The 22,120-nt window shown below is 33.3% G+C and carries 15 protein-coding genes; 13 read left to right on the forward strand and 2 right to left on the reverse strand.

Going from position 1 to position 22,120, the window contains the following annotated elements; translation table 11 throughout:
- The first annotated feature begins 59 nt into the window (after window positions 1-59).
- On the forward strand, window positions 60-920 hold the full coding sequence (locus J2S15_RS10180; protein ID WP_307407933.1) for an ABC transporter ATP-binding protein: 861 nt from the start codon (window positions 60-62) through the stop codon (window positions 918-920).
- Between the two features lies 1 nt (window position 921).
- A complete protein-coding gene (locus J2S15_RS10185) occupies window positions 922-1,674 on the forward strand; it encodes a hypothetical protein (RefSeq protein ID WP_307407935.1) in 753 nt (250 codons plus the stop codon).
- 32 nt (window positions 1,675-1,706) lie between these two features.
- Here J2S15_RS10185 and J2S15_RS10190 read toward each other — a convergent pair whose 3' ends face one another.
- Both J2S15_RS10190 and J2S15_RS10195 read right to left on the reverse strand, forming a co-directional pair.
- Window positions 1,707-2,624, reverse strand: coding sequence for a hypothetical protein (locus tag J2S15_RS10190; protein WP_307407936.1), 918 nt, complete (start codon window positions 2,622-2,624; stop codon window positions 1,707-1,709).
- Window positions 2,625-2,689: 65 nt separating this feature from the next.
- Window positions 2,690-4,054, reverse strand: a complete 1,365-nt coding sequence (locus J2S15_RS10195; protein WP_370872513.1) for an NAD(P)/FAD-dependent oxidoreductase — start codon at window positions 4,052-4,054, stop codon at window positions 2,690-2,692.
- Between the two features lie 108 nt (window positions 4,055-4,162).
- Between J2S15_RS10195 and mnmE the strand changes: the two genes are divergently transcribed.
- From mnmE to J2S15_RS10250, 11 genes are all read left to right on the forward strand, one after another.
- Window positions 4,163-5,491, forward strand: coding sequence for a tRNA uridine-5-carboxymethylaminomethyl(34) synthesis GTPase MnmE (mnmE, locus tag J2S15_RS10200; RefSeq protein ID WP_307407938.1), 1,329 nt, complete (start codon window positions 4,163-4,165; stop codon window positions 5,489-5,491).
- Window positions 5,492-5,497: 6 nt separating this feature from the next.
- Window positions 5,498-5,977, forward strand: coding sequence for a GNAT family N-acetyltransferase (locus J2S15_RS10205; protein ID WP_307407940.1), 480 nt, complete (start codon window positions 5,498-5,500; stop codon window positions 5,975-5,977).
- Between the two features lie 10 nt (window positions 5,978-5,987).
- Complete coding sequence (locus tag J2S15_RS10210; RefSeq protein ID WP_307407942.1) at window positions 5,988-6,755, forward strand: TatD family hydrolase; 768 nt, start codon at window positions 5,988-5,990, stop codon at window positions 6,753-6,755.
- A 191-nt stretch (window positions 6,756-6,946) separates the two neighbouring features.
- Window positions 6,947-8,653 carry an ammonium transporter gene (locus tag J2S15_RS10215; RefSeq protein WP_307407944.1) on the forward strand — a complete coding sequence of 569 codons (1,707 nt, stop codon included), beginning with the start codon at window positions 6,947-6,949 and terminating at the stop codon, window positions 8,651-8,653.
- 99 nt (window positions 8,654-8,752) lie between these two features.
- Window positions 8,753-9,052, forward strand: a complete 300-nt coding sequence (locus J2S15_RS10220) for a hypothetical protein (protein ID WP_307407946.1) — start codon at window positions 8,753-8,755, stop codon at window positions 9,050-9,052.
- 8 nt (window positions 9,053-9,060) lie between these two features.
- On the forward strand, window positions 9,061-10,629 hold the full coding sequence (locus tag J2S15_RS10225) for an RDD family protein (protein ID WP_307407948.1): 1,569 nt from the start codon (window positions 9,061-9,063) through the stop codon (window positions 10,627-10,629).
- Between the two features lie 274 nt (window positions 10,630-10,903).
- Complete coding sequence (locus tag J2S15_RS10230) at window positions 10,904-12,412, forward strand: NlpC/P60 family protein (RefSeq protein WP_307407950.1); 1,509 nt, start codon at window positions 10,904-10,906, stop codon at window positions 12,410-12,412.
- A gap of 329 nt (window positions 12,413-12,741) precedes the next feature.
- Window positions 12,742-19,332, forward strand: coding sequence for a SpaA isopeptide-forming pilin-related protein (locus tag J2S15_RS10235; protein ID WP_307407952.1), 6,591 nt, complete (start codon window positions 12,742-12,744; stop codon window positions 19,330-19,332).
- A 176-nt stretch (window positions 19,333-19,508) separates the two neighbouring features.
- On the forward strand, window positions 19,509-20,075 hold the full coding sequence (locus J2S15_RS10240) for a hypothetical protein (protein WP_307407954.1): 567 nt from the start codon (window positions 19,509-19,511) through the stop codon (window positions 20,073-20,075).
- A 143-nt stretch (window positions 20,076-20,218) separates the two neighbouring features.
- On the forward strand, window positions 20,219-21,292 hold the full coding sequence (locus tag J2S15_RS10245) for a TFIIB-type zinc ribbon-containing protein (RefSeq protein WP_307407955.1): 1,074 nt from the start codon (window positions 20,219-20,221) through the stop codon (window positions 21,290-21,292).
- Window positions 21,292-22,104, forward strand: coding sequence for a TPM domain-containing protein (locus J2S15_RS10250; protein ID WP_307407957.1), 813 nt, complete (start codon window positions 21,292-21,294; stop codon window positions 22,102-22,104). The genes J2S15_RS10245 and J2S15_RS10250 overlap by 1 nt, the downstream gene beginning before the upstream one ends.
- Window positions 22,105-22,120 lie beyond the last annotated feature (16 nt).

Raw genomic sequence — 22,120 nt, forward strand, 5'->3', positions numbered from 1 at the left:
GTGATAGCAATTAGAAAGAATTTCTGTCATACTTAAGAAGTTATTTAAGGAGGGAAAAAATGATAAAGATTAATAATCTATTGGTTAAGTATAAAAACTTAACTGCACTTGAAGTTCGTGAATTAGAATTTCAAGATGGAATTGCTTACGGTATTGTTGGAGAGAACGGTGCTGGTAAGACAACAATGTTTAAAAGTATTACAAATATCATTACAAATTATGATGGTGAAATTTACATTGATGATCAATTGGTCAAAAAACAAAACGAAGTATTAGCTAGTGTAGGTATCGTCCTTGATGGAATGTCAGTATATGCTGATCGTACAGGATGGTTCAACATTCGTTATTTTGCAGGATTAAGAAACTGCTATGATGAAGCTTATGCGATTGAACTAGCACAAGAGTTGGATATTTATGGTGTATTGGATAAGAAAGTAAAAACATATTCTTATGGGATGCAGAAGAAACTAATTCTGTTGATAGCAATTTTAAGTAAACCAAAGTATCTGATTTTAGATGAGCCATTTAGAGGTTTGGATTTTGAAACCGTAAAGTGGTTTAAAGAATACTTATTAAAACTTAGAGATACAGGAACAACACTACTGATTTCAAGTCATGTTCGTAATGACTTAGAAACACTATGTCAGAAAGTACATGTAATCAGTAGAGGTCGTATTGTAGACTTCTTGGACTTAGAAGAAGAAAGCAAAGCAATGATTCGACTAATTGATACTACAAACAACCAAAGAGCAACACAGATTATGCGTGATATGGAATTTGTATTTGATGAAAAAGATGGAAAAATCAGAGCAAGTATTGAACAAGGCAACTGGCAAGAGGTTCGTAATGCAATACAGGCGGAAGGAATTGAAATCATTGAGTTATCAAAAACAAGTAGTCTAGATGGGAGAATGAATTAATATGAGTGCAAAATTAATATTTAAGATGGAGTTTTATAAGTTCCTTAATGATAAAAAGTATTTGATTATTGCAATCGTTCTTGGGGTTGCAAACTTCCTGTTGACGCTTTCTTTGGTAGATAAAATGAATTCTAGTTATTATGGTTACTATGGTTCTTCATCATCTACAGCATCCAGTTTGCTTGGAATGTCAGCGATTATGTCCGTAATCTTCTTGTTTATTTATCCGTTCCATGCACTTGCAATTGATTATAAAAACAATGTAATGGCATTAATGATGGCATCAGGAGTAAATCGTACGAAATTGTATTTTTCAAAAATTGGTGCTACTTTAGTAAGTGCATTCTTACTATTACTGATTGTAGTAGTAATTCCAGTCTTACTTCTTTCATTAAGATATGGTTCTCTATCTGATTTTGGAGAAATATTTGAATCTCTGTTATGGGGATTTGACTACATGGGAGTATCATCAATTCTTTATTTCATTTATATGATTTTAAGTTATTTATCAGTGATTGTAATTATAAATATGGTAGTTATCTTTACCAAAGGATCTTCAGCAAAATCAGTATTACTTTTCTTTGGAATACAGATTGCAATGAGTATTCTAACATCATCGATTTTAAATTCATTCTTTGATTCGTATTGGATGGATGCAAATGATTTAATTATAAATAACATTATTATTTATTCAATTATGATTGTTGGATTTGGATTGTTGTCACTACGACAATTAAAAACACAGAATTTATAAAAAGAGAGCGTTCAGTCGATGAACGCTCTTTACTATTCCTGAATATTTATGATAGCTATTTTACATCCTTCTTCATGATCGAAGTAACCTACGATTGCTTTTCCATAAAGACAAAAGTAGCTCATATCACTAATGTTGATAGAAGAATTATTTTTGGTTGTTAGTTCGCTTTCTATTTTCATTGTTGTAGTATCTAAATTAAAGTAACTTTCATCTTGTTGAATGATAAGATGGGTATCATCAATAAACGCGAGAGAATAACCAAAATCAGAATCTTCATCAAATGAATAAGTAGATATTTTATTCAAAGAAGTTTTATCAAATAAATTAATTGTCAGATCATCATTATCGATGCAAACAAATTTTGTACTGTCATTATTGTTGAAGGTAGGACAAACATAGCATTCATTTCTTAGTCGCTTCATACTAATATCATTATTTTCATAACATATAAAGTAAAGAATACAGCCGTCCTGACCAGCCATTAATTCCAGAATGATTTCATTACTGTTTGGCACAGTACCTAATGAAACATCACTTCGATACAATTCATCCTCAATTGTTTTCGTGAATAGACTTGTTAGGTTGTCATCAAATACTTCAATGGATAAATGATTATCATCAATGCGTCGAATTGCATACAAGTAATCTTTGTAATATAAACCAATATAACTTCCATCAACATTTTTGATTTCATCTCCACTTTGGTTATATAGGTGTAATTTGTTATCATCGCCTGAAATGTATATAAGTTCACCATTTTTATGAATAGCAGTATTTCCTACACGTTTGTATGGAAATGTGATTTCACTAATTACATTAATATCTTTATCAACAATATAACAGTTCGATTCTCTTGTATTAAAAACATAGAAATCCTGTATTGCGGTATTATTAAATAATTCAATTCTGATAGGAAAGATTGTTTCCTTTGTTATTGTACAGTCCATAAGATACCTCTTTCCTTTAATTATAATAAAAAAATCAGTTCACGAAAACTGATTTTTAGGTTAATTTATTTTTCTGCGATTTGTCTTGCTACAAATACACCACTAGCACTTGCGTGTGATAATGAGTGAGTAACTCCACTACAATCTCCAATTACATATAAACCTTTGTGTTCGGTTTCAAGGTTTTTATTTACATCTACCTGAAGGTTATAGAATTTAACTTCCACTCCATATAGTAATGTATCATCACTTGCAGTACCTGGAGCAATCTTATCAAGTGCATAAATCATTTCAATAATGTCATCCATCTGACGTTTTGGAATAACTAAACTTAAGTCTCCAGGAGTTGCAGTTAAACTTGGTGTTACAAATCCACCTTCAATTCTTGAAGGAGTACTTCTTTGACCACGAATCAAATCACCAAAGCGCTGTACTAATACTCCACCACCAAGCATATTTGATAACTTGGCAATACTTTCACCATACTCATTGCTGTCTTTAAATGGTTCTGAGAAATGGTTTGATACCAGTAAGGCGAAGTTTGTGTTATCGCTAAACTTGCTTTCATCTTCATAGCTATGACCATTTACTGTGATAATTCCATTGGTGTTTTCGTTTACAACAATCCCTTTCGGATTCATACAGAACGTACGAACTTTATCTTGGAATTTCTTTGTACGGTATACAATTTTACTTTCATATACTTCATCAGTAATAGTTTCAAAAATTGCTGCAGGTATTTCTACACGGACTCCAATATCAACACGATTTGATTTCGTTTCAATATCCAAGTTGTCACAAATCTTCTGCATCCATTTTGATCCGCTTCTACCAGTTGATACAATTACTTGTTTTCCTAAATACACTTCATCTTTTACATATACTTCATAAGGATCATTAGCGACAATGTTATCCACTTGTTTATGGAATTTAAAGTCAACTTGATCTTTTAGTAGTTCATATAAGTTTTCTAAAATAATATAGTTTAAATCTGTTCCTAAATGACGTACGGATGCATCAAGTAAGTGAAGGTCATTTTCCAGACATTTCTTTTTCAAAGCAGAATTTGCTGTTGAAAACTTTCTGGCATTACTTCCACCATGTTTCATATTGATTTCATCTACATAGTTCATTAGTTCAAGTGCTTCTTTCTTGCCGACGTATTCATGAAGGTTACCACCAAATTCATTTGTGATATTGTATTTCCCATCAGAGAAGGCTCCCGCTCCTCCAAAACCATTCATGATTGCACAAGATTTACAGTTGATACAAGATTTTATTTTTTTACCATCGATAGGGCAGTTACGTTGCGCTAAAGGGGTTCCACTTTCTAAAACCAGTATTTTTAAATCTTTATTCAGTTTTACTAATTCATAAGCGGAGAAGATACCACCTGGGCCTGCTCCTATAATAATTACATCATATTGCATAACAATCACCATCCTATTAAAGTATAGGTATTTTATATAAAAAGGCAAGAATTATTTTATGTATTTATTTGTGGTATAATAATAGAAATATATAATGGAGTAAAAAATATGTTGAATGACAGTATAGCAGCGATATCAACCGCCCTCCAGCAGGGAGCAATTAGTATTGTTCGAATCAGTGGAGATGAAGCATTTGATATAGCAGAAAGAATTTTAACTATTTCAATTAAAGATAAACCAACACATACCATTCATTACGGCTTTGTAGTAGATCCATTAAGTGGAGATAGCGTAGATGAAGTAATGGTAAGTGTTTTTAAAGCGCCTAAAACATTTACGGGAGAAAATATGGTAGAGATTAACTGCCATGGAGGAACTTATGTAACCAAAGAAGTCCTTCGTTTGTGTCTGGAGAATGGTGCAAGAATGGCAAATCGTGGTGAATTCTCACAGCGTGCCTTTCTGAATGGTAAGATGGATTTAACCAAAGCAGAAGCAATTCATGACATGGTAATGGCAATGGATAAGAACAATGCCAGAATGGCGGCGAATGCGCTTCAGGGAAGTGTTAGAAAAGTAATGGATCCTTTACTTGAGAAGTTACTTGATATTATTGCGAACATTGAAGTGAATATCGATTATCCTGAATATGACGATGTGGAAATGTTAAGTGTAGAAACCGTAATTCCAAAATGTAAATCATTACTTAAAGATATGGATGAAGTCTTACGAAAAGCAAATAGTGGTAAGGTATTAAAAGAAGGAATTAAGACAGCAATTATTGGGAAACCAAATGTTGGTAAATCGAGTCTTTTGAATGCCTTATTAGAAGAAGATAAAGCAATTGTATCGGATATTGAAGGTACAACCAGAGATATGGTAGAAGGAAGTGTACGTTTGGATAATGTTACGCTTCATTTGATTGATACAGCTGGAATTCGTAATAGTGAAGATGTGATTGAAAAAATTGGAATTGAAAAAAGTAAACAGATTCTAGAAGAAGCGGAATTAGTAATCGTATTATTTGATGGAAGTCAGCCTCTGGATAATTTAGATAAAGAATTATTAAGTATCACAGAGGACAAAGACCGTCTGCTTGTTTATAATAAGAAAGACATAAAAAGATATGAAGGTATCAACATTAGTGCCAAAGATGAAGATATCGATGAACTGATGAATGCCTTAAATAAAAAGTATGATGAGTATCATGAAGCATATCAGGTACCAATGTTGCAGAACGAGCGACAACTTGCACTAATGCAGAACGCAAGACAGGCACTTATTCGTGCAGTGGATGCACTGGAAGCCGAGATGGAATTAGATTTAGTAACAATTGATTTACAAAGTGCATATTATGCACTTAAGGAAATTTTAGGTGAAGTAAGCAAAGATGATTTGCTGGATACATTATTCTCTAAGTTCTGTTTAGGAAAGTAGCTTATTATGATTCGATTAAAAGAAATTGACTGGAATAATTTCTGGGATGTTGTAAATATAAAAGTGAAAGATAATCAGGTTGATTATCTACCTCCTGTGTCGGTATTTATGGCACAGTCTTATGTGAATTTGAAAAATGGAGATCCAGATGTAAGTCTGGCAATTTACAATAATGATTTATTGATTGGATTTACCAAGATTGTGTATATTCCAAAAGATGGGGAACCATACAAATTAGATAAAACATCTTATATGATTGATGCAGTAGCTATAGATGAAAAGTTTCAGGGACTAGGATATGGTAAACTAGCATTTAATGAAATTATAAGTTTTATAAAAAAGAAACCATTTGGTGATGCAGAAACCATATCGCTTGTATGTAAAGAAGAGAATGTAAATGCGACTAGAATGTATGAAAAGAATGGCTTTGTGAAGAATAAAAAAACTTCAGATACAAAATATTTATTTTTAAGAGATATAGATTAAGGAGAGGACTATGGACTATACATTGATAGATACACATGCCCATCTGACGATGGATCGTTTGTATGTAAGAATTGATGAGGTAATTGAAAGTGCCAAAGAAGTAGGATTCGATAAGGTTGTAGTGATTTGTACAAACTTAGAAGAATTCTATCGTGCCAGAGATTATCAGAAAAAAGAACCAATGATTGATATTGCTTTAGGATTTCATCCTGGCGATGTGCAAGATGTGAAAGAATCTGATTTAGTTGAATTAGAACGAGCACTAAAAGATCATGAAGTAATTGCAGTTGGTGAAATAGGATTAGATTATCATTATGAAGGTTATGTGGAAGCAGACCAAAAGAAACTATTTATTGATCAGATTGAACTGGCAAATAAATATGGATATCCAATTCTTATTCATATGCGTGATGCAACAAAAGATACGCTAGATATTATTAAGGAACATTGTAAGACGAAGTTCTTAATGCATTGTTTTAGTGGAAGCAAAGAAACAGCAACTATTGTTATTAAGATGGGTGGTTATATTTCATTTGCTGGCCCAATAACATTTAAGAATGCTAGAGGATTATTAGAAGTACCTGCGGTTGTTCCAACGGATCGCATATTTGTAGAGAGTGATGCACCGTTTCTGACACCACATCCATTTCGTGGAAAAGAAAATGAATCAAAGTATGTAGCTTATACATTTGAAAAAGTGGCAGAACTTCTTGATGTAGATAAGAAGGCACTTGCAGATCAGATGCAGTTGAATTTTAAAGAGTTTTTCAAGTTGTAAGGGTATTCATTCAAAAAAACATTGACAAGTTTTTCAAAACGTAATAGACTACTAACATACAAAAGCAAAGAGGCTTTACATACATTGATATGTAAAGCCTTTTTTGTTTTTTCATGATGCACAAAGGCGTGGTTTACCTAATGGTAAGCTACGTCTTTTGGCATTTGTGTGGAAAGAGAGGAACTAATTTTATGGATGGTGTATTTTCGTCAGTAGACACGATTTGGGTGTTGCTTGGAGCAACCCTGGTATTCTTCATGCAGGCAGGATTTGCGATGGTAGAGTCTGGATTTACCAGAGCAAAGAATGCAGGGAACATTATTATGAAGAACTTAATGGATTTTGCAATAGGAACAATAATCTTCTGGATTGTTGGATTTGGTTTAATGTTTGGAGAGGACATTGCAGGTTTTGTAGGAAGTTTTGATTTCTTTATTCAGGGAAATTATGATTCTACATTTCCAACCTTTGTATTTGTAATATTTCAGACAGTATTCTGTGCAACTGCTGCAACGATTGTATCAGGTGCTATGGCAGAGCGTACAAAGTTCTCAGCATACTGTTTGTATTCCCTAATTATCAGTGCTGTTATTTACCCAATATCAGGACACTGGATTTGGGGTGGTGGATGGTTAGCGGAAGCTGGCTTCCATGATTTCGCAGGATCAACTGCAGTGCATATGGTTGGAGGTGTAGCTGCATTGGTTGGAGCTAAAATCTTAGGACCACGTATTGGGAAGTATGATAAGAAAGGAAAACCAAGAGCAATTCCAGGGCACTCATTAGCACTTGGGGCACTGGGTGTATTTATCTTATGGTTCTGTTGGTTTGGATTCAATGGTTGTTCAACAGTATCAATGACAGGGGATGCATCACTAATAAGTGCAGGTAATATCTTTGTAAATACAAACTTAGCAGCAGCAAGTGCTACCGTAGTTGCAATGTTAGTTACTTGGTTTATCTATAAGAAACCGGATGTATCAATGACCCTTAATGGATCACTAGCTGGATTGGTTGCCATTACAGCAGGGTGTGATTTAGTAGATCCATTTGGAGCTGCAATCATTGGGGCATTAGCTGGTGGAATCATGATCTTTGCTGTTTGGTTTATTGATCATGTATTAAAGATTGATGATCCTGTTGGCGCGATTGCCGTACATGGTTTCTGTGGAGCTTCAGGAACAATCTTTGTAGGATTGTTTGCAGTAGAAGGTGGTCTATTCTATGGTGGAGGAACTTCAATGCTTCTGACACAGTTAATGGGGGTAGGAGCAGTTCTCATTTGGGTTGTTTGTACAATGACCATTGTCTTCCTTGTAATCAAGAAAACAATTGGACTACGTGTCAGTGAACATGAGGAACTTGTTGGTCTGGATTTAGAAGAACATGGATTACAATCTGCGTATGGTGGATTTGTATTTGAAAATGAATATATTGGTGGAGCAACAGATGTAGATATTCCAGAACCTGCTGTACCTTTAGAAGATGCGGTTCCAGTAGAGGTGCATAGCAAAAAGATACGCGATAAGGAAAAAGCAGAAGGAAAGATGACCAAGGTAGTAATTGTCACTAACCCAGAACGCTTTGATGCATTAAAGACAGCAATGGATCGAATCGGTGTAATGGGAATGACTGTCACAAGGGTTCTGGGATGTGGAACCCAGAGAGGTCAGATAGAGTACTATCGTGGTGCAGAAGTGGATATGGAATTACTTCCAAAACTAAAAGCAGAAATTGTTGTTAGTGCAGTGCCAGTAGAGTTGGTTGTGGAAACAGCGAAAAAGACACTGTATACAGGAAATATTGGAGATGGTAAAATCTTTATTTACGATGTTGAGAATGTAATCAAAATAAGAACTGGTGAAGAGGGTGTTGACGCACTTAAAAATGAGGATTAATATTAGGCATGGATAACAAAGGTTATCCATGCTTTTTAAAGGGAAATAATTCCCACAGAAAATAATACATGATATAATAGACGAAATGGAGAGCAGAATATGATACTAGAATGTCAGGAGTGTAAGAAACCAATAGGGTATAAAGGTAAGAAGGCATTTTCACATATTAATTGTGAACATTGTGGTACTACTTATGAAATGAAACCTTCATCTTGGCGTATTTATATGTTGTTTCCATTTATCTCAGTAGGAATTAGTGTATTTCTGAGTGTGAATTTTATTACGACAGAAGATATATTTATTAAAGCAATCTTTATATTTTCTGTATCCTATATATTATATTATCTCTTATGTGTGTTTATGATTAAGATAAATATGATTCAATATATAAAGAGGTAGGAGGTTCTATGGCAGAGAAAGTACAAACATCAAAAAAGACAATGAAAGAACAAATGAAAGTTCGTTCTTCAGATTATAATCAATATGGCCGTTATTTGGCACAAGACTTTACATATGGAACACTTTGGTTACGATTTATCGGGCAGCTTGGTGACTTTGTTGTTATGCTGTTACCAATGATTCTGTGGGTAGATTTATTTTTACTTGTTGCAAATGGTTATTTAAGTATTGATTTATTATATAGCTTTATGCCAGTAACCTTGGTATTGATTCTTATTTTTACGGTTGTAGGAAATACCTATCTTTCGGTAATGAGTAAAGGTCAGTCATTTGGTAAACTTGGCCTTCGTACAAAAGTTGTAAATAGTGATAATACACAGGCAGATCGAATGACTCTGCTAATACGTGAAGCAGTGGGAAAAGAGATACCACTTATCCTATTATATATATTTACTGGATTATGGGGTGTTCTAGGGTTTTTGGTAGTAAATGGACTAGTTGTATTGATTGACCCTAAGCATCGCAGTATTATTGATTTCTTACTAAAGACAAAAGTAGTTATGTTAAGTGAGATGGGGCGTAAGCCAATTGATGAAAGAATCAAAGAAGAAGTTGTTGTAGAGCAACCAAAGGCTGAGAATACAATTGATTTAAAACTAGTATCGTCATTTTCTCATGATGGAGAGTATGGTGTGGAAGATTTATTGAAACAGGCAAAAGAGGTAGGATTAAAAACTATTTCGATCTGTGATCATAATAGTGTAAAAGCAAATCTGATTGCACAGCGAGTTTCGTCATTCTATGATATTGAATATATCCCAGGTATTAACATTGATTGTCAATACAACGGAAAACCACTTCGTTTACTTGGATACTTTATTAATTCTAATGATGAACGATTTGTCAGTGTTGAATATGAAAACCTAGCAAAAGAAAAAGCAGTGTCACTTCGTCGAATTCAGTTGTTTGAAGAAGCTACTGGACTGATGATTGACAGTGAGCAAATTATTAAGCACAGTCGTTTCCAAGTGATATCACCAGAAATGATTGCAAGGCATGTATTAACGAATGTAAATTATAAGGATCATAAATTACTTCAACCTTATTTGAAAGGTGAAAAGAAAAATTATCCGATTCGTAATTTTGTAGATGATTTCTTCGCAGAAGGGGAAATTGCATATGTTCCAATTGTGCATCCAGCAATTGAAGATATGTTATCGATTATTAAGGCTAGTGGTGGAGTTGCTGTTTTGGCACACCCAATGTATTACTTTAAGGATGAACCTGAATTATTAAATGAAGTTCTGGATTTAGGGATTGAAGCAATTGAAATCTTTAACCCTAGACATTCTAATAAAGATAAACAATACTTATTAAGTCTTGCGAAACAACGTAAACTTTATGTTACTGCAGGTAGTGAGTATCATGGAGAAAGTAAGAAACAATTTATTCTTGGTAAAACAACTTGTCCAGTAGATGGTGAGGTTGTAGTACAAGAATTTATTGATAAATATAAGAAAGTAGATGAAGTTGATCAAGGTGATGAACCAACAATGGATTTGAAATCACATAAATAAACCTTATACAGATGAGAAATCCTAAGCATAATGTGTAAACAGTGCTTAGGATTTTCTTTTGCATAAGGTAATAGTATAGTAAGAGAATAATAAAAATAACCAGTATTTATCGTGTTATTAAGAGATTATACAAAGTAAAAAAATCATACATTAGTTTGACGTTCAAAGCATCTCATATGAAATATGTGAAAATTTGGGATAAGGTTGAGTCAGACATTTGAATGTGATAAAATTACGATTGTAAAATCTGAAAAAAAATTAGAGGAGTGAGAAAATGGATTCCAAGAAAACATTAATCAAACGAATCAATGATTTTAGGATTAAAGGGATAAATAAAATCAATGACACAAAAAGCTATCTAGCACCTAGATTTAACAAAGGGCTAGAAGTAATGATTAAGTTTGCAAGAGCTTGTTGTTCTAAAGCTTATGCAGCTTACAAAGAATTAGAACCTGTATTAGTAGGAATTGCATCATCATGCTTAATTAAAGCAGGAGTTGCATATAGAGAATTAGAACCAGTATTTGTAAATGCTGCTACTACATTCTTATCTACAATGAAAACAGGAGCTACAAACTTAGTAGAATTAGTTGAAAGTAAATTTGGGAAGATTCACTTTGACTTCCGTCACTTTGTTATGACAACAAGTGCCGCAGTAGTTGTATTCGCATTAACTTTTACAGTTACTGGAATGGGACGTTCTAAGGTAAGTGCTGAGGTGTTAGAAACACCAGAAGTAGAAGCTTACAATAATGAAGTAATTGAAGTCAATTATGGAGATGACAGTGCAATCGTTGATGTAGCGAAAGAAATTCTTGCAGATGATGCAGGAAGTGTATACGATGCAAAACCTATTACATTAGCAAATGGTAATGAAGGTTATGAAATCGGTAACTACGTAGTAAGCGTAGATCGTGAAGCAACAAAAGAATTGAAAGACGATCAAATCACACTTACTGTTCAAACAAAAGAAACTTTCGATAAGGAAGACTTTGGTAAAGTTGTTGTAAATGATACAGCAGCAGATATCACAAAAGAAAATGGAACTGTACATACATATGTAATTGATGTTAAATATGTAGATACACAAGCACCAGTTATTAACTTGACTCAAAGTGAAGTTGAAATTGATGATGTTGATTATTTAAACAGATACTCATTTGTTGAATCAATCAGCGACAACTATGATGGTGCAATTGAAGCTTTCGATGTTGTAGGTGAAGTACCTGAAAAAGACGAATTACGTTGGGAACCAGGAGAGTATACAATTAAGTATACTGCTAAGGATTCAAGCGGAAACGTTGGAGAAGCATCTTTGAAAGTTAAAATTAATGCAACTGAAGATGAAGAAGATGAAACTGAAGAAATTAAAGACGCACTATCAAACTCTGAGAGTGGTTCAAGTTCAGACTCAAGTTCTGACACTGGTTCATCAGTACAAGCTCCTCAAGCTTCAACAACGGCAGGAATTGTATATGCAGCAGCAATGAATCAACTTGGGGTTTACCAAGATTGTACAATGCTAGTTACTAATTCATTAGCAGCAGCTGGAATTTACCACCATGGTTGGCCAGCAAGTTACTTAGGATTAGGAACAGTTATATCTGCATCTGAAGCAGTACCTGGAGATATCATCTACTATGCAGATGGTGGAACAGGATGGGCACACGTTGCGGTATACGCAGGTGGTGGACAAGCAATTCATGGTGGTTACTTAGGAAACCAAACAGTAGTTGCATCTGCTTACATGGGCTCAGGTCCAGTATTTATTAGATTACCATAGTAAATGAAGAAGTATGACTTAAATGTTGTACTTCTTTTTTTTATTACAGCATAATCTTACACTAAGAAAGGATTCTGATTCAGAGTCTTTATTTAGTATAAAACAGACAATAATAGTTGTGTGAAAGGTCACCGTAGAAGATTGGTATTAAATTTGTATTAAGATTGCAAAAATAATGAACTAAATGCAATCTTATAACGACTAAATATTGAAGGGCGGTTATTTTCTGTAACACATACTTTTTGATTAGTGACATATTGGCTCTATGTCATTGTTATAGAATTATAATTGCTTTAAGAAAGTAGATATTTTCGGAGGGCAAAAGAATTATGAAAAGATTAAAGAAACTACTTAATACGACTGGGCGTCGTTTCTTAGTAGCTTTGATTTGTGGTTTTTTGCTGCTTGGAGTTTACCAAGCGGGTAATAACCATATTTCAGGTGAAGAAACAATAACTCAAAGTGATGATGTTGTTCAACAAGAACAGCCACAAGCAAGAGATAATCAATATCTCGACAGTTATTTGATTCGGTATACTGGAATCCGTTTTGGCGGTGTTGAGAATAAAACGGGTGCTCCTATTACGATTCAAAGTGGAGCATCGATATCGGCATCAGTTGCATTTACTTTGAATACAGAAGACGGTACTACTACATCCAGTGGTATTGTTGAAAAAGGCAGAATAGCATTTCGTTTTAAAATACCTAGTTATGTAACAATTGGAACCAATACAGGTATTATTGATTACAGAGAAGGATCTGAAAATGACCCGAATGGTGTGTATGATAATGGAGATTATCGCTACTATTGGGGATTTTTAAGTGAAGACTTAGTTGTTGGTTCTGGGTCTACGGCTTCCGTTTCATTAACACCATATTTAAATGGAGTTACTGATGATGAAACAACAGTAGCAATAGAAGTGGAAGCATTTGATTTCTATAATAATCAATTGAAGCAGGTTGGTGTAATTGACAGTAGTAATGAAACTGCACTGAAAAATACAATAATTGCCAATACTGACCAATTTTCATGGAAAAGTGCAACTGTCACTCCTTCTTATACAACAAGTAGTAATGGTCCATCAAACGCAATGTTAAATGATTTAACATTTACATTAGCTGCATCTTCTGCGACAACTTCCACTACAACAGGTGTTGGTTATGCAAAACAGATAACTTATGAGAGTACATTTCAGTTACCAGTGGATGGCGATGGAAACCCATATATTGAAATAAGTAAAGCTAACTTTTTTGATGTGAATGGTACACAATTGTCAGATTCGGAAATCTCAATTGATACTGAAAACAATACTTTTACAGTAAGGCATATAGTAGTGAATCCAGATGAGTCAAAAGAGTTTATGGATACAGGATGGAAGTTTGTGATTAAAGGTGCAACAATTGATAAGACAAATACTGATTTGCAGGATGTTGAAGCAAACAAGTCAAAGACTTTCTCAATTACAGCTGTGGGCGGATCACATCAAATTGATCCAGCTGTGAAGATGGATGTAACAGTTGCTAATCCATATGTAATTGGACAAAACACAATGAATGCAGTTGTAATTACGTATACAGTACCGAAAGTACAAGTTGGTGATGAATCTTATAAAGAACCAATTAAGTATATTTCAAAAATTAATCAATCATCACAAATCAATGGAACTGATGATGGTGGAAAACCATATAAAGTTATGCCTGGTGATTTGATTACTTATCAGTTAGCAGCAGAACATATTAAAAACATCCAAAGTACGGATGATATGAATGGTGGAATAATTGAAAAGATTTCCTATAAAGAAGTTGAAAGCACAAATTTTGATATTAATCAGTTGATCCCTCAACAAATTAATGCGGGAACATGGACTAATTTTACTACAGGTAAGATTACTATAACGATTGAATACAATGATGGTTTACCAACAGATACTTTAGAAATCACTCCAGCTACTGCAAGCGGATCTAGAGAAATTAAAATTGATGATACAAAGCGCAGTAAAGTGAAGAGCTTTGAAATTAAGTATGAAGATGTGAATTCAGGATTCCAGATTGATACAGGTCCATTGGTGACTTATTTGGTAAAAGACCAAAAAGATATTCGTAAAAATGGAATGGTTATTTCAAACTCAGTAGAGTCTACTTATAAAAATACGTCTTCTCAAGAAATTAATAAAACAAAAACATCGAATGTAGTTGATGTAATTTATAACAGTATCTCAATGAGTGACGAAGGAATCTACGAACATAATAAAACTGGATTGAATTTAGGTGGCGCTACAACCCGTACTTTCCCTGTTGAGAATGACGTATTACTATTTGTGATTGAACTTAAAAACACAGAAGGAACACCTTTAAAGATAGATGAAGTAGCTGATATATATACAAATCAATATTTAGCGCCATATAATGGAGATACTACTACCGTTGGTGGTGCAAATCCAATTGATGGACGCTATATTAATGCTTCAAATATGATGAACCTTACATATTGGGAGAGCGATCCATTAGTTAATGGAAACAACCCAGTAACTAATAATGGTGTGAGTGTTTCAGCAGAGGGTTCAGATGAATTATCAATTAAGTTTACTAATGATGTAGTGATTCCAGCAGGAGAAACTTATTATCTGACTTATACAATGTCAGCAACAAGTAATATTCATACAAATGCAACTATTGGGAATACCTTCCAATCGTTCTATGAAGATAATCTAGTTGGAGAAGGTGCGTTCTATTGGGGACCACAAACTTCAGGAACAGGATTTACATCATTAAAGAATCACTATAATGTAACTGGTCCAGATGGGCTAATTGATGCAGTGAAACCTTATGCAGGTGATGTAATAGTATACAAAGCAACAATTAATAATATTACAGATACCGATTGGGGTCCTGGAATGAGTGTTACTGACACATTCTCAAATAATTTGACTCCATGGTCAACTGATCAGGGTTTTAATACAACAGGAACATATGGAAAGAAGCTAAATCTAAACACAACAATGAATTTAGGTGTGGCAGTAGATGAGTCAACAGGAGCAACTGTTGGAACAATTACAGCAACTGTAACTGGAAACAATGAATTTAAGATTGATTTAGGTAACACTAAAATAGAAAGTGGTGGAAAATTAGTTTTATATTACACAATGAAAGTAACAGATGATGTAAAAGCAGGTGATAAATTAGTCAATACTTATACGGTTTATTCTGATGATGATTCACAGTTAACAAGAGGGCAAGATATTTGGGAAGTAAATGCTCAACAAAATTATGAAGGTATCGTATCACTTACAAAAGGAGCTGCAGAACAAGCGTCTAATAATGAAAAACATTCTTCAGACCGTTTACGTGATAGTGATATTATTGAGTATACAGTAGCTGTATCAAATTTGAGAATTCGCAATGATGATGGAGTTACATTCCAAACAATTCAAGATACATTACCAGAAAATATGGAATATGTTGATGGGTCATTAAAAATTAAATTTCAATTATTAGAACGTAAGTATGATAAGAACAATGAAAATAATCCAGATACTGAGATTGTTAAAACAGAGCAATTAGATTTACCTGATGATGCAAAAGATTATACAGTATCAAATAGTAATGGGGTTCTTAAAGTTGCATTTGATAATCCAGTTGTATTGAATGATCGTTATTATACAAATGATTATGAACATATAAATGAATATCAATATGTTATTACCTATAAGTTAAAAGTAAATACAGATGATATTCCTGAAACAACAAGATTAAAAGAACAAACAAATACAGTAAAAGTGTTCTATCAAAATGAAATGACTAAAATAAAATCATTAAATGGTACACTTGCTGCAGATACATCAAATGAAGATGGAAATTCAACTACGCAAACATCTCATAAAGGTAGTGCAAAAGTAACACTATTAAATGATAACTATGTATATGGTGGAATTGAAAAAAATTCACTTGTTGATATTGAAGGAAAAGCAACAGGTACCAATATTGCAAATGCAAATGTAAATGTTGATATGAAAACAAATCGTATTTATAATGTGAATATTTATAACTATGGTGCGAAAAGTTTACCAATTGATAAAGTGATTGATATCCTGCCACAGTATGAAACGATTGTTGATGGAAGTATGATATTGATTGAGGATCCAAATGATCCTACAACTACAAAAGAATTGTCATTTACAACTGAAAAAGTAATTATAGATGGTGTTAACTACCAAATGATAACAATGGATGAAGACTTTGAAGTGGCATCAAATGGTGCAGCAAATGCATATTACCAAATTCGTTATGAAACAACGATTGATCGTACTTCTGTAAAGAACGTTCTTACAGAAACACAGACTAATTCAATTTCTGGACTTAAAAATCAAGTGTCATTCTATCTTCAAAAAAGTGATGGAAAAGAAGCAAAAATGATTATCACTGATAATAAAGGGAAAATCATGGATGATGCTGGTTCAGAAGTAAAAGACAACTGGGATAATAATGATGAAACTACAAAACGTTATCAAGCGGATTATGCTGTCATCGATAGTGCAAACTATATTAGTCCATTAATTGATATTAAGGGACAAACGGTTACCAAAGCAATGAGTAGTAATGTTGAAACATATAAAGACTATAGTACTACAACACCAGTAGAACCTGCAGAAATGGTTGCGTGGACAATTCGTATTGGAAATGGAAACCAGACTGATACACAAACGATTAAGGCAGGGTCAAAAGTCTATGTAGTATTACCAGATGGTTTGGATTATCAAGGATTTGGACAAGATGCATCAGGAAATGAGTCAGTTCCAGGGTACCTGGATGAAGATTCATTTAGCAAAGTTACAGATGCATATGGAAATACTGTACTTTCATGGCAGGTAAATAAAACATATGACAAAAATAAAAATGATTTATTTAGAATTCGTACAAAAACAAAAGCATTTACATATACTACATATTCTGTGAAAGGATACTTTGTACCTTTACAAGATGCTGATCAAGAGTTTTATGATCAACAATTGATGAGTAGTACAGAATATAAAACCACTTATATGTATTCAATTGCAAATGAATTTGAACTACTTAGCAAAGTAGATCCGAGTTATACAAGTAAAACTCATTATGTAAGTGATAGTACTTACATGGATGTTTATGGTGAACTTGGTGTTGCTGCAATGCTTACAGAAACCGATACAGTGGGTGGAACGAAAGTTACTACTCGTGATGATGATAGAGTCATGGATGTTGCTGACAAGACTGATACGGTACGCTACACAATGCGTTTAGAATCAGTGCAAGGTTCAGCAACAATGAAAGATATTGTCTTTGTGGATCGTTTACCTTCAGTAGATGATACACGGAATCTGGGATTAAAGTCTAGGGGAAGTGAAGCAAACGCTCGTTTGGTTGGTGATGGTAGCTTTGTTGTTCGCTATAAAGCAAATGGGACAGCAGCAGTAACAACATTAGATGATACGCAATATCGTGTAGAATATTTCTTTGGTTCTGTAAATGAACAGTTTTATGGTGATGACTATAAAGATGTTATTGTAAGTGACCGCTGGTTAGATAAAAATCAAATTGCTAGTGATGGCTTAGATTATATAAATGCAACAGCTATTCGTGTGGTAATTACTGATGATGCAGTAGAAGTTAAAGGATTAGGAAACATTGAAGTTGATTATGATGTAAAACTTCATGAATACTACATTGGTGGTAGACAGGTTATCAATACCTTTGGATACCGTACAGTAGTTGGTGCTGATACAGAACTGATTGCAGAAGTACTTCCAGTTGCCTATAAAACAGAAATTCTAAAAGACCGTGTTCAGATTAAGAAATATTTGAATGACAGTAGTGAAACACCAGAGGATACTTCGTTTGAAGTTCGTCTAACTGGTAGGAATACATCAACAGATGAAATAGAATATGATGAAATTCATACCGTTACAGCGGATACTCAAGATGGTGATCGCTGGACTGGTGATACTTGGGTTTATGAACTTCCATTTGGCTTAGAGTATAGTATTGAAGAAGTTCAAAATCCTAATTTTAAAACACCAGTATATGCAAAACCGGATATTAGTGTTTCAAGTGATGGAACAACAGAATGGATCTTTAAGCTTACAAATGAAAGAGATCCAAGAATTCTTGAAGCAGAAAAAATTTGGTTAGATGCAAATGGTGAAGAATTAAAAGATGAAAGTTTAATGAGTGCAGTAAACGTGGAACTATATCCTGCCGATAAAGATGGCAACATTACTGGTGATAGTATTGAAACAATTGTTCTCGATGAAGATAATAATTGGAAAGCATCATTTAGTGGTGTGAATCGATATGACAGTGATGGTAAGGAACTGTACTATACAATTAAAGAGGTTGATGTTGAAGGATATACTGGTGAATTTGTATTAGATGAAGATGTATTTACACTTACAAATACGCTAATTCCTGGAGATGTTGAATTACAGAAAGTGAGTGATAAGGAAGATGCCAGTCTGGAAGGCGCACAATTTGAATTGTACGATGCGAAAGATAATGTCATCGGAGAATACACTACAGATAAGAATGGATTGATTCAAGTAGATGAATTGACTCCTGGTAGCTACTACTTTGTAGAAACGAAAGCACTAGAAAGCCATGTTCTCGATGAAACTCCAGTTGAATTTGTGATTGAATTCAACCCACAAGAAACAGTTAACGTTTCTATGCTGAATACATATAAAGCACCTGTAGTGGATCCAGAGGAACCGAAAGAGCCGGAGGAAGAAGATACATCCAAACCAAATAAGAAACCAGAAAGTAATGATAAAGAAACTGTGAAAGACACGGTGAAAACTGGAGATGATACAAATCTGACATATCTAGTAGTTATGTTTGGAGTATCTTTATCATTAATCGTTGGTTTAAAGAAATACAAAAAAACACATTAAAATACAATATAATAAAACACATTGAAAATAGCTATAAAGTTTTATGACTTTATAGCTATTTATTATATATGCTTGAAAGAAATGCTTCTGCTTTCACTTTTCTGGATAAAATTATGATATTATATTTTTGGTAGATTAACACAATAAAGTAATTAATAATAGAAAGGTAGAATTATATGGATGAATTGAATATAGAAAATTTAGATGAATTATATGAGTTCTTACTATATGAGTCAGAATTATCGAAAAGTGAATTAGGTAAACACAAAGCTACAACAGTAAATTTGATTAATCAGTTTGGTATTAACGAAGACAGCGAACAACTTTTTTCATTATTATGTTTACTGCTAAATAAACAAGAATTAGAGGAAATAGTAAATAAAGAATATTTTGATGATAATGAAGAGTTCTTCTATACTCTTCAAACTACATATAAAGAGTTATACATATCGTCAAAGGAAAGTGGTTATGCAAGTAAAGAATTGTTGAAAGATTTTTTATTAACACTAGCAAATGTATGCGATGTACTAGGTTATGGTGTGCATTTGAATGGTTTGATTACAATCACTAGAGCAAGTGAAATTGATAATCATGAAGGTATTTCATTAGAGTGGTATCAATCGAATTCAGTGTTTGATGAAGAAGACTTTGGTTACTATGATGGAATTGAAAATAACGAAAATCATTATAATGAATTATGGAATGAGTTAACTGAAGAGTTGAAACAAGAATTGAAGGCATAGAAATAAATAGATAATGCTAATTAGTTAAGCAATACAAATAATTAGGGGAAACAAGATTAATTATTTAATAATGGCTACTGATTAAAAATGGTTTGTTCGAATGAACGTAAGTATAACCGTGAGAAAAAATAAGGAGGGAATTTATGTCAACATTAGTTTTTGCTTGTCCAGGTTGTGGGTCAAACATTAAACATGAAGATGATGGTAAGGATTATACATGTCCATACTGTAAGAGGGTATTAACGTTTGATGAAATTAAAAGGTTAAGTGAAGATAAAATAAACGCCAATAAGGAAAAGGCGATTAGTGATTTAGAAAAGGAAATGAGTAATACAAGTGTCATTTATACTTGTAAGAATTGTGGTGCTGAGATTACAACAAATGAAAATACAGCAGCTACGTTTTGTTTGTATTGTCATTCATCAAATGTTATTCAATCAAGACTAGTTGAAGTATATACACCAGATAAAATTATTCCATTTAAAATTAATGAACAAGATGCAAAAGAAGCATTTAATAAATGGACCAGTACAATTAAGTTTTTACCTGATGATTTTGTTAGTGAAGATCATATTGATAAAATAAGAGGACTGTATGCGCCATTCTGGTTGTTTGATATAAATGCTGATTTTGAATTGCATGCAAGGGTAAGCGAGATAACAACAAGAACGACTGGTAATTATCGTTATCGTAAAGAAAGTATTTATGAAATAAATCAGGCAGGTAATATGTTATATGAAACAGTTCCAGTAGATGCATCATTGGCTCTAGAAGATGAAACGATGGCATTGCTAGAACCATATGACTATAATGAATTGGTTGATTTTGAAGTTGCTTATTTGATTGGTAATTATGCGGAGAAGTATGATGAAAATCAAGATGATTTGTATAAAGGGATTGAACCGGATTTATATAGTAATGTAAATATAAGAATGAAAGGTTCAGTAAATAAATATAGTAATGTTAGAATCAATAAAGAAGAAAGTAAAATTAATGTAGATGATGCTAAGTATGCATTTTTCCCAGTTTGGTTTTTAAATTATCATTATGAAAATAAAGACTATAAATTTACGATTAATGGGCAGACGGGAAAAGTTGTAGGTGAATTTCCTATTGATAAAATCAAACAGAGAAATTATATGCTGAAGAATACGCTTATCGCCTTTGTTGTATTTGTTGCTATTATTAGTGGATTAGTGTTTGGAGGGATTCTATAATGAAGAAGATAATATTATCATTATTGATCCTATTTAGTTTTACGAATATGGTAACTGCAGATGAAACTGCAGTTTATGATGAAGCAAACCTGTTACAGGAAAATCAGATTGTAGAATTAGAGAATAAGATTTCTTCAATTGAAAATGAATATGGTATCGATATTGTTTTATTAACAATCAATGATGCTGAAGGGAAAAGTGCTCAAGTATATGCAGAGGATTATTTGGATGCTTTATACTATGATGGTGTGGTAAGCGATGATAGTATGATTTTATTATTGGATATGGATAATCGAGAAATATATGCAAGTTATACAGGGGAAGCAATTCGATATTTTACGGATAATCGACAAGATGATATTTTAGATGTTATATATGATTATGTTGCAGATGGAAATTATTATGAAATGTTTAATCAGTATTTATCTGAAGTAGATTACTATTTAGATGCAGGTATTCCTAGTGGACAATATACAGTGTATGAGAAGAATTTTAGTGAGAAGATGATGACGATTGCCACATATTCTATTTTTGCATTAATTCTTGCACTGATTATTGGTTTTATATCAATGAAAACAGCAACGAAAAAGGGAAGACATTACTCTAAGGAAGTGCTGGCAAAAAACAGAGCTCCACTTACAGTAAATTATTTCCGAGATGAGAAGGTATTGGTTGATACAAAGGAAACTAGGACGATAATAAGTACTGGAAGTAGTGGGAGAAGTGGTGGTTCACGAAGCAGTGGTTCACGAAGTAGTTCACATCGTTCCAGTAGTGGAAGAAGTCATAGTGGAGGAGGTAGACGTTTTTAAATGTCTGCTTCTTTTT

Origin of the sequence: Breznakia pachnodae (assembly GCF_030814225.1) — a bacterium.
GTDB classification, from domain to species: domain Bacteria; phylum Bacillota_I; class Bacilli_A; order Erysipelotrichales; family Erysipelotrichaceae; genus Breznakia; species Breznakia pachnodae.

What these genes read in the sequence shown, in the direction of transcription:
- J2S15_RS10220 (WP_307407946.1), top strand. Translation starts at nt 8,753, where the DNA reads ATGATACTAGAATGTCAGGAGTGTAAGAAACCAATAGGGTATAAAGGT.
- J2S15_RS10250 (WP_307407957.1), top strand. Translation starts at nt 21,292, where the DNA reads ATGAAGAAGATAATATTATCATTATTGATCCTATTTAGTTTTACGAAT.
- J2S15_RS10185 (WP_307407935.1), top strand. Translation starts at nt 922, where the DNA reads ATGAGTGCAAAATTAATATTTAAGATGGAGTTTTATAAGTTCCTTAAT.
- mnmE (WP_307407938.1), top strand. Translation starts at nt 4,163, where the DNA reads ATGTTGAATGACAGTATAGCAGCGATATCAACCGCCCTCCAGCAGGGA.
- J2S15_RS10240 (WP_307407954.1), top strand. Translation starts at nt 19,509, where the DNA reads ATGGATGAATTGAATATAGAAAATTTAGATGAATTATATGAGTTCTTA.
- J2S15_RS10190 (WP_307407936.1), bottom strand. Translation starts at nt 2,624, where the DNA reads ATGGACTGTACAATAACAAAGGAAACAATCTTTCCTATCAGAATTGAA.
- J2S15_RS10235 (WP_307407952.1), top strand. Translation starts at nt 12,742, where the DNA reads ATGAAAAGATTAAAGAAACTACTTAATACGACTGGGCGTCGTTTCTTA.
- J2S15_RS10180 (WP_307407933.1), top strand. Translation starts at nt 60, where the DNA reads ATGATAAAGATTAATAATCTATTGGTTAAGTATAAAAACTTAACTGCA.
- J2S15_RS10215 (WP_307407944.1), top strand. Translation starts at nt 6,947, where the DNA reads ATGGATGGTGTATTTTCGTCAGTAGACACGATTTGGGTGTTGCTTGGA.
- J2S15_RS10245 (WP_307407955.1), top strand. Translation starts at nt 20,219, where the DNA reads ATGTCAACATTAGTTTTTGCTTGTCCAGGTTGTGGGTCAAACATTAAA.
- J2S15_RS10195 (WP_370872513.1), bottom strand. Translation starts at nt 4,054, where the DNA reads ATGCAATATGATGTAATTATTATAGGAGCAGGCCCAGGTGGTATCTTC.
- J2S15_RS10205 (WP_307407940.1), top strand. Translation starts at nt 5,498, where the DNA reads ATGATTCGATTAAAAGAAATTGACTGGAATAATTTCTGGGATGTTGTA.
- J2S15_RS10230 (WP_307407950.1), top strand. Translation starts at nt 10,904, where the DNA reads ATGGATTCCAAGAAAACATTAATCAAACGAATCAATGATTTTAGGATT.
- J2S15_RS10210 (WP_307407942.1), top strand. Translation starts at nt 5,988, where the DNA reads ATGGACTATACATTGATAGATACACATGCCCATCTGACGATGGATCGT.
- J2S15_RS10225 (WP_307407948.1), top strand. Translation starts at nt 9,061, where the DNA reads ATGGCAGAGAAAGTACAAACATCAAAAAAGACAATGAAAGAACAAATG.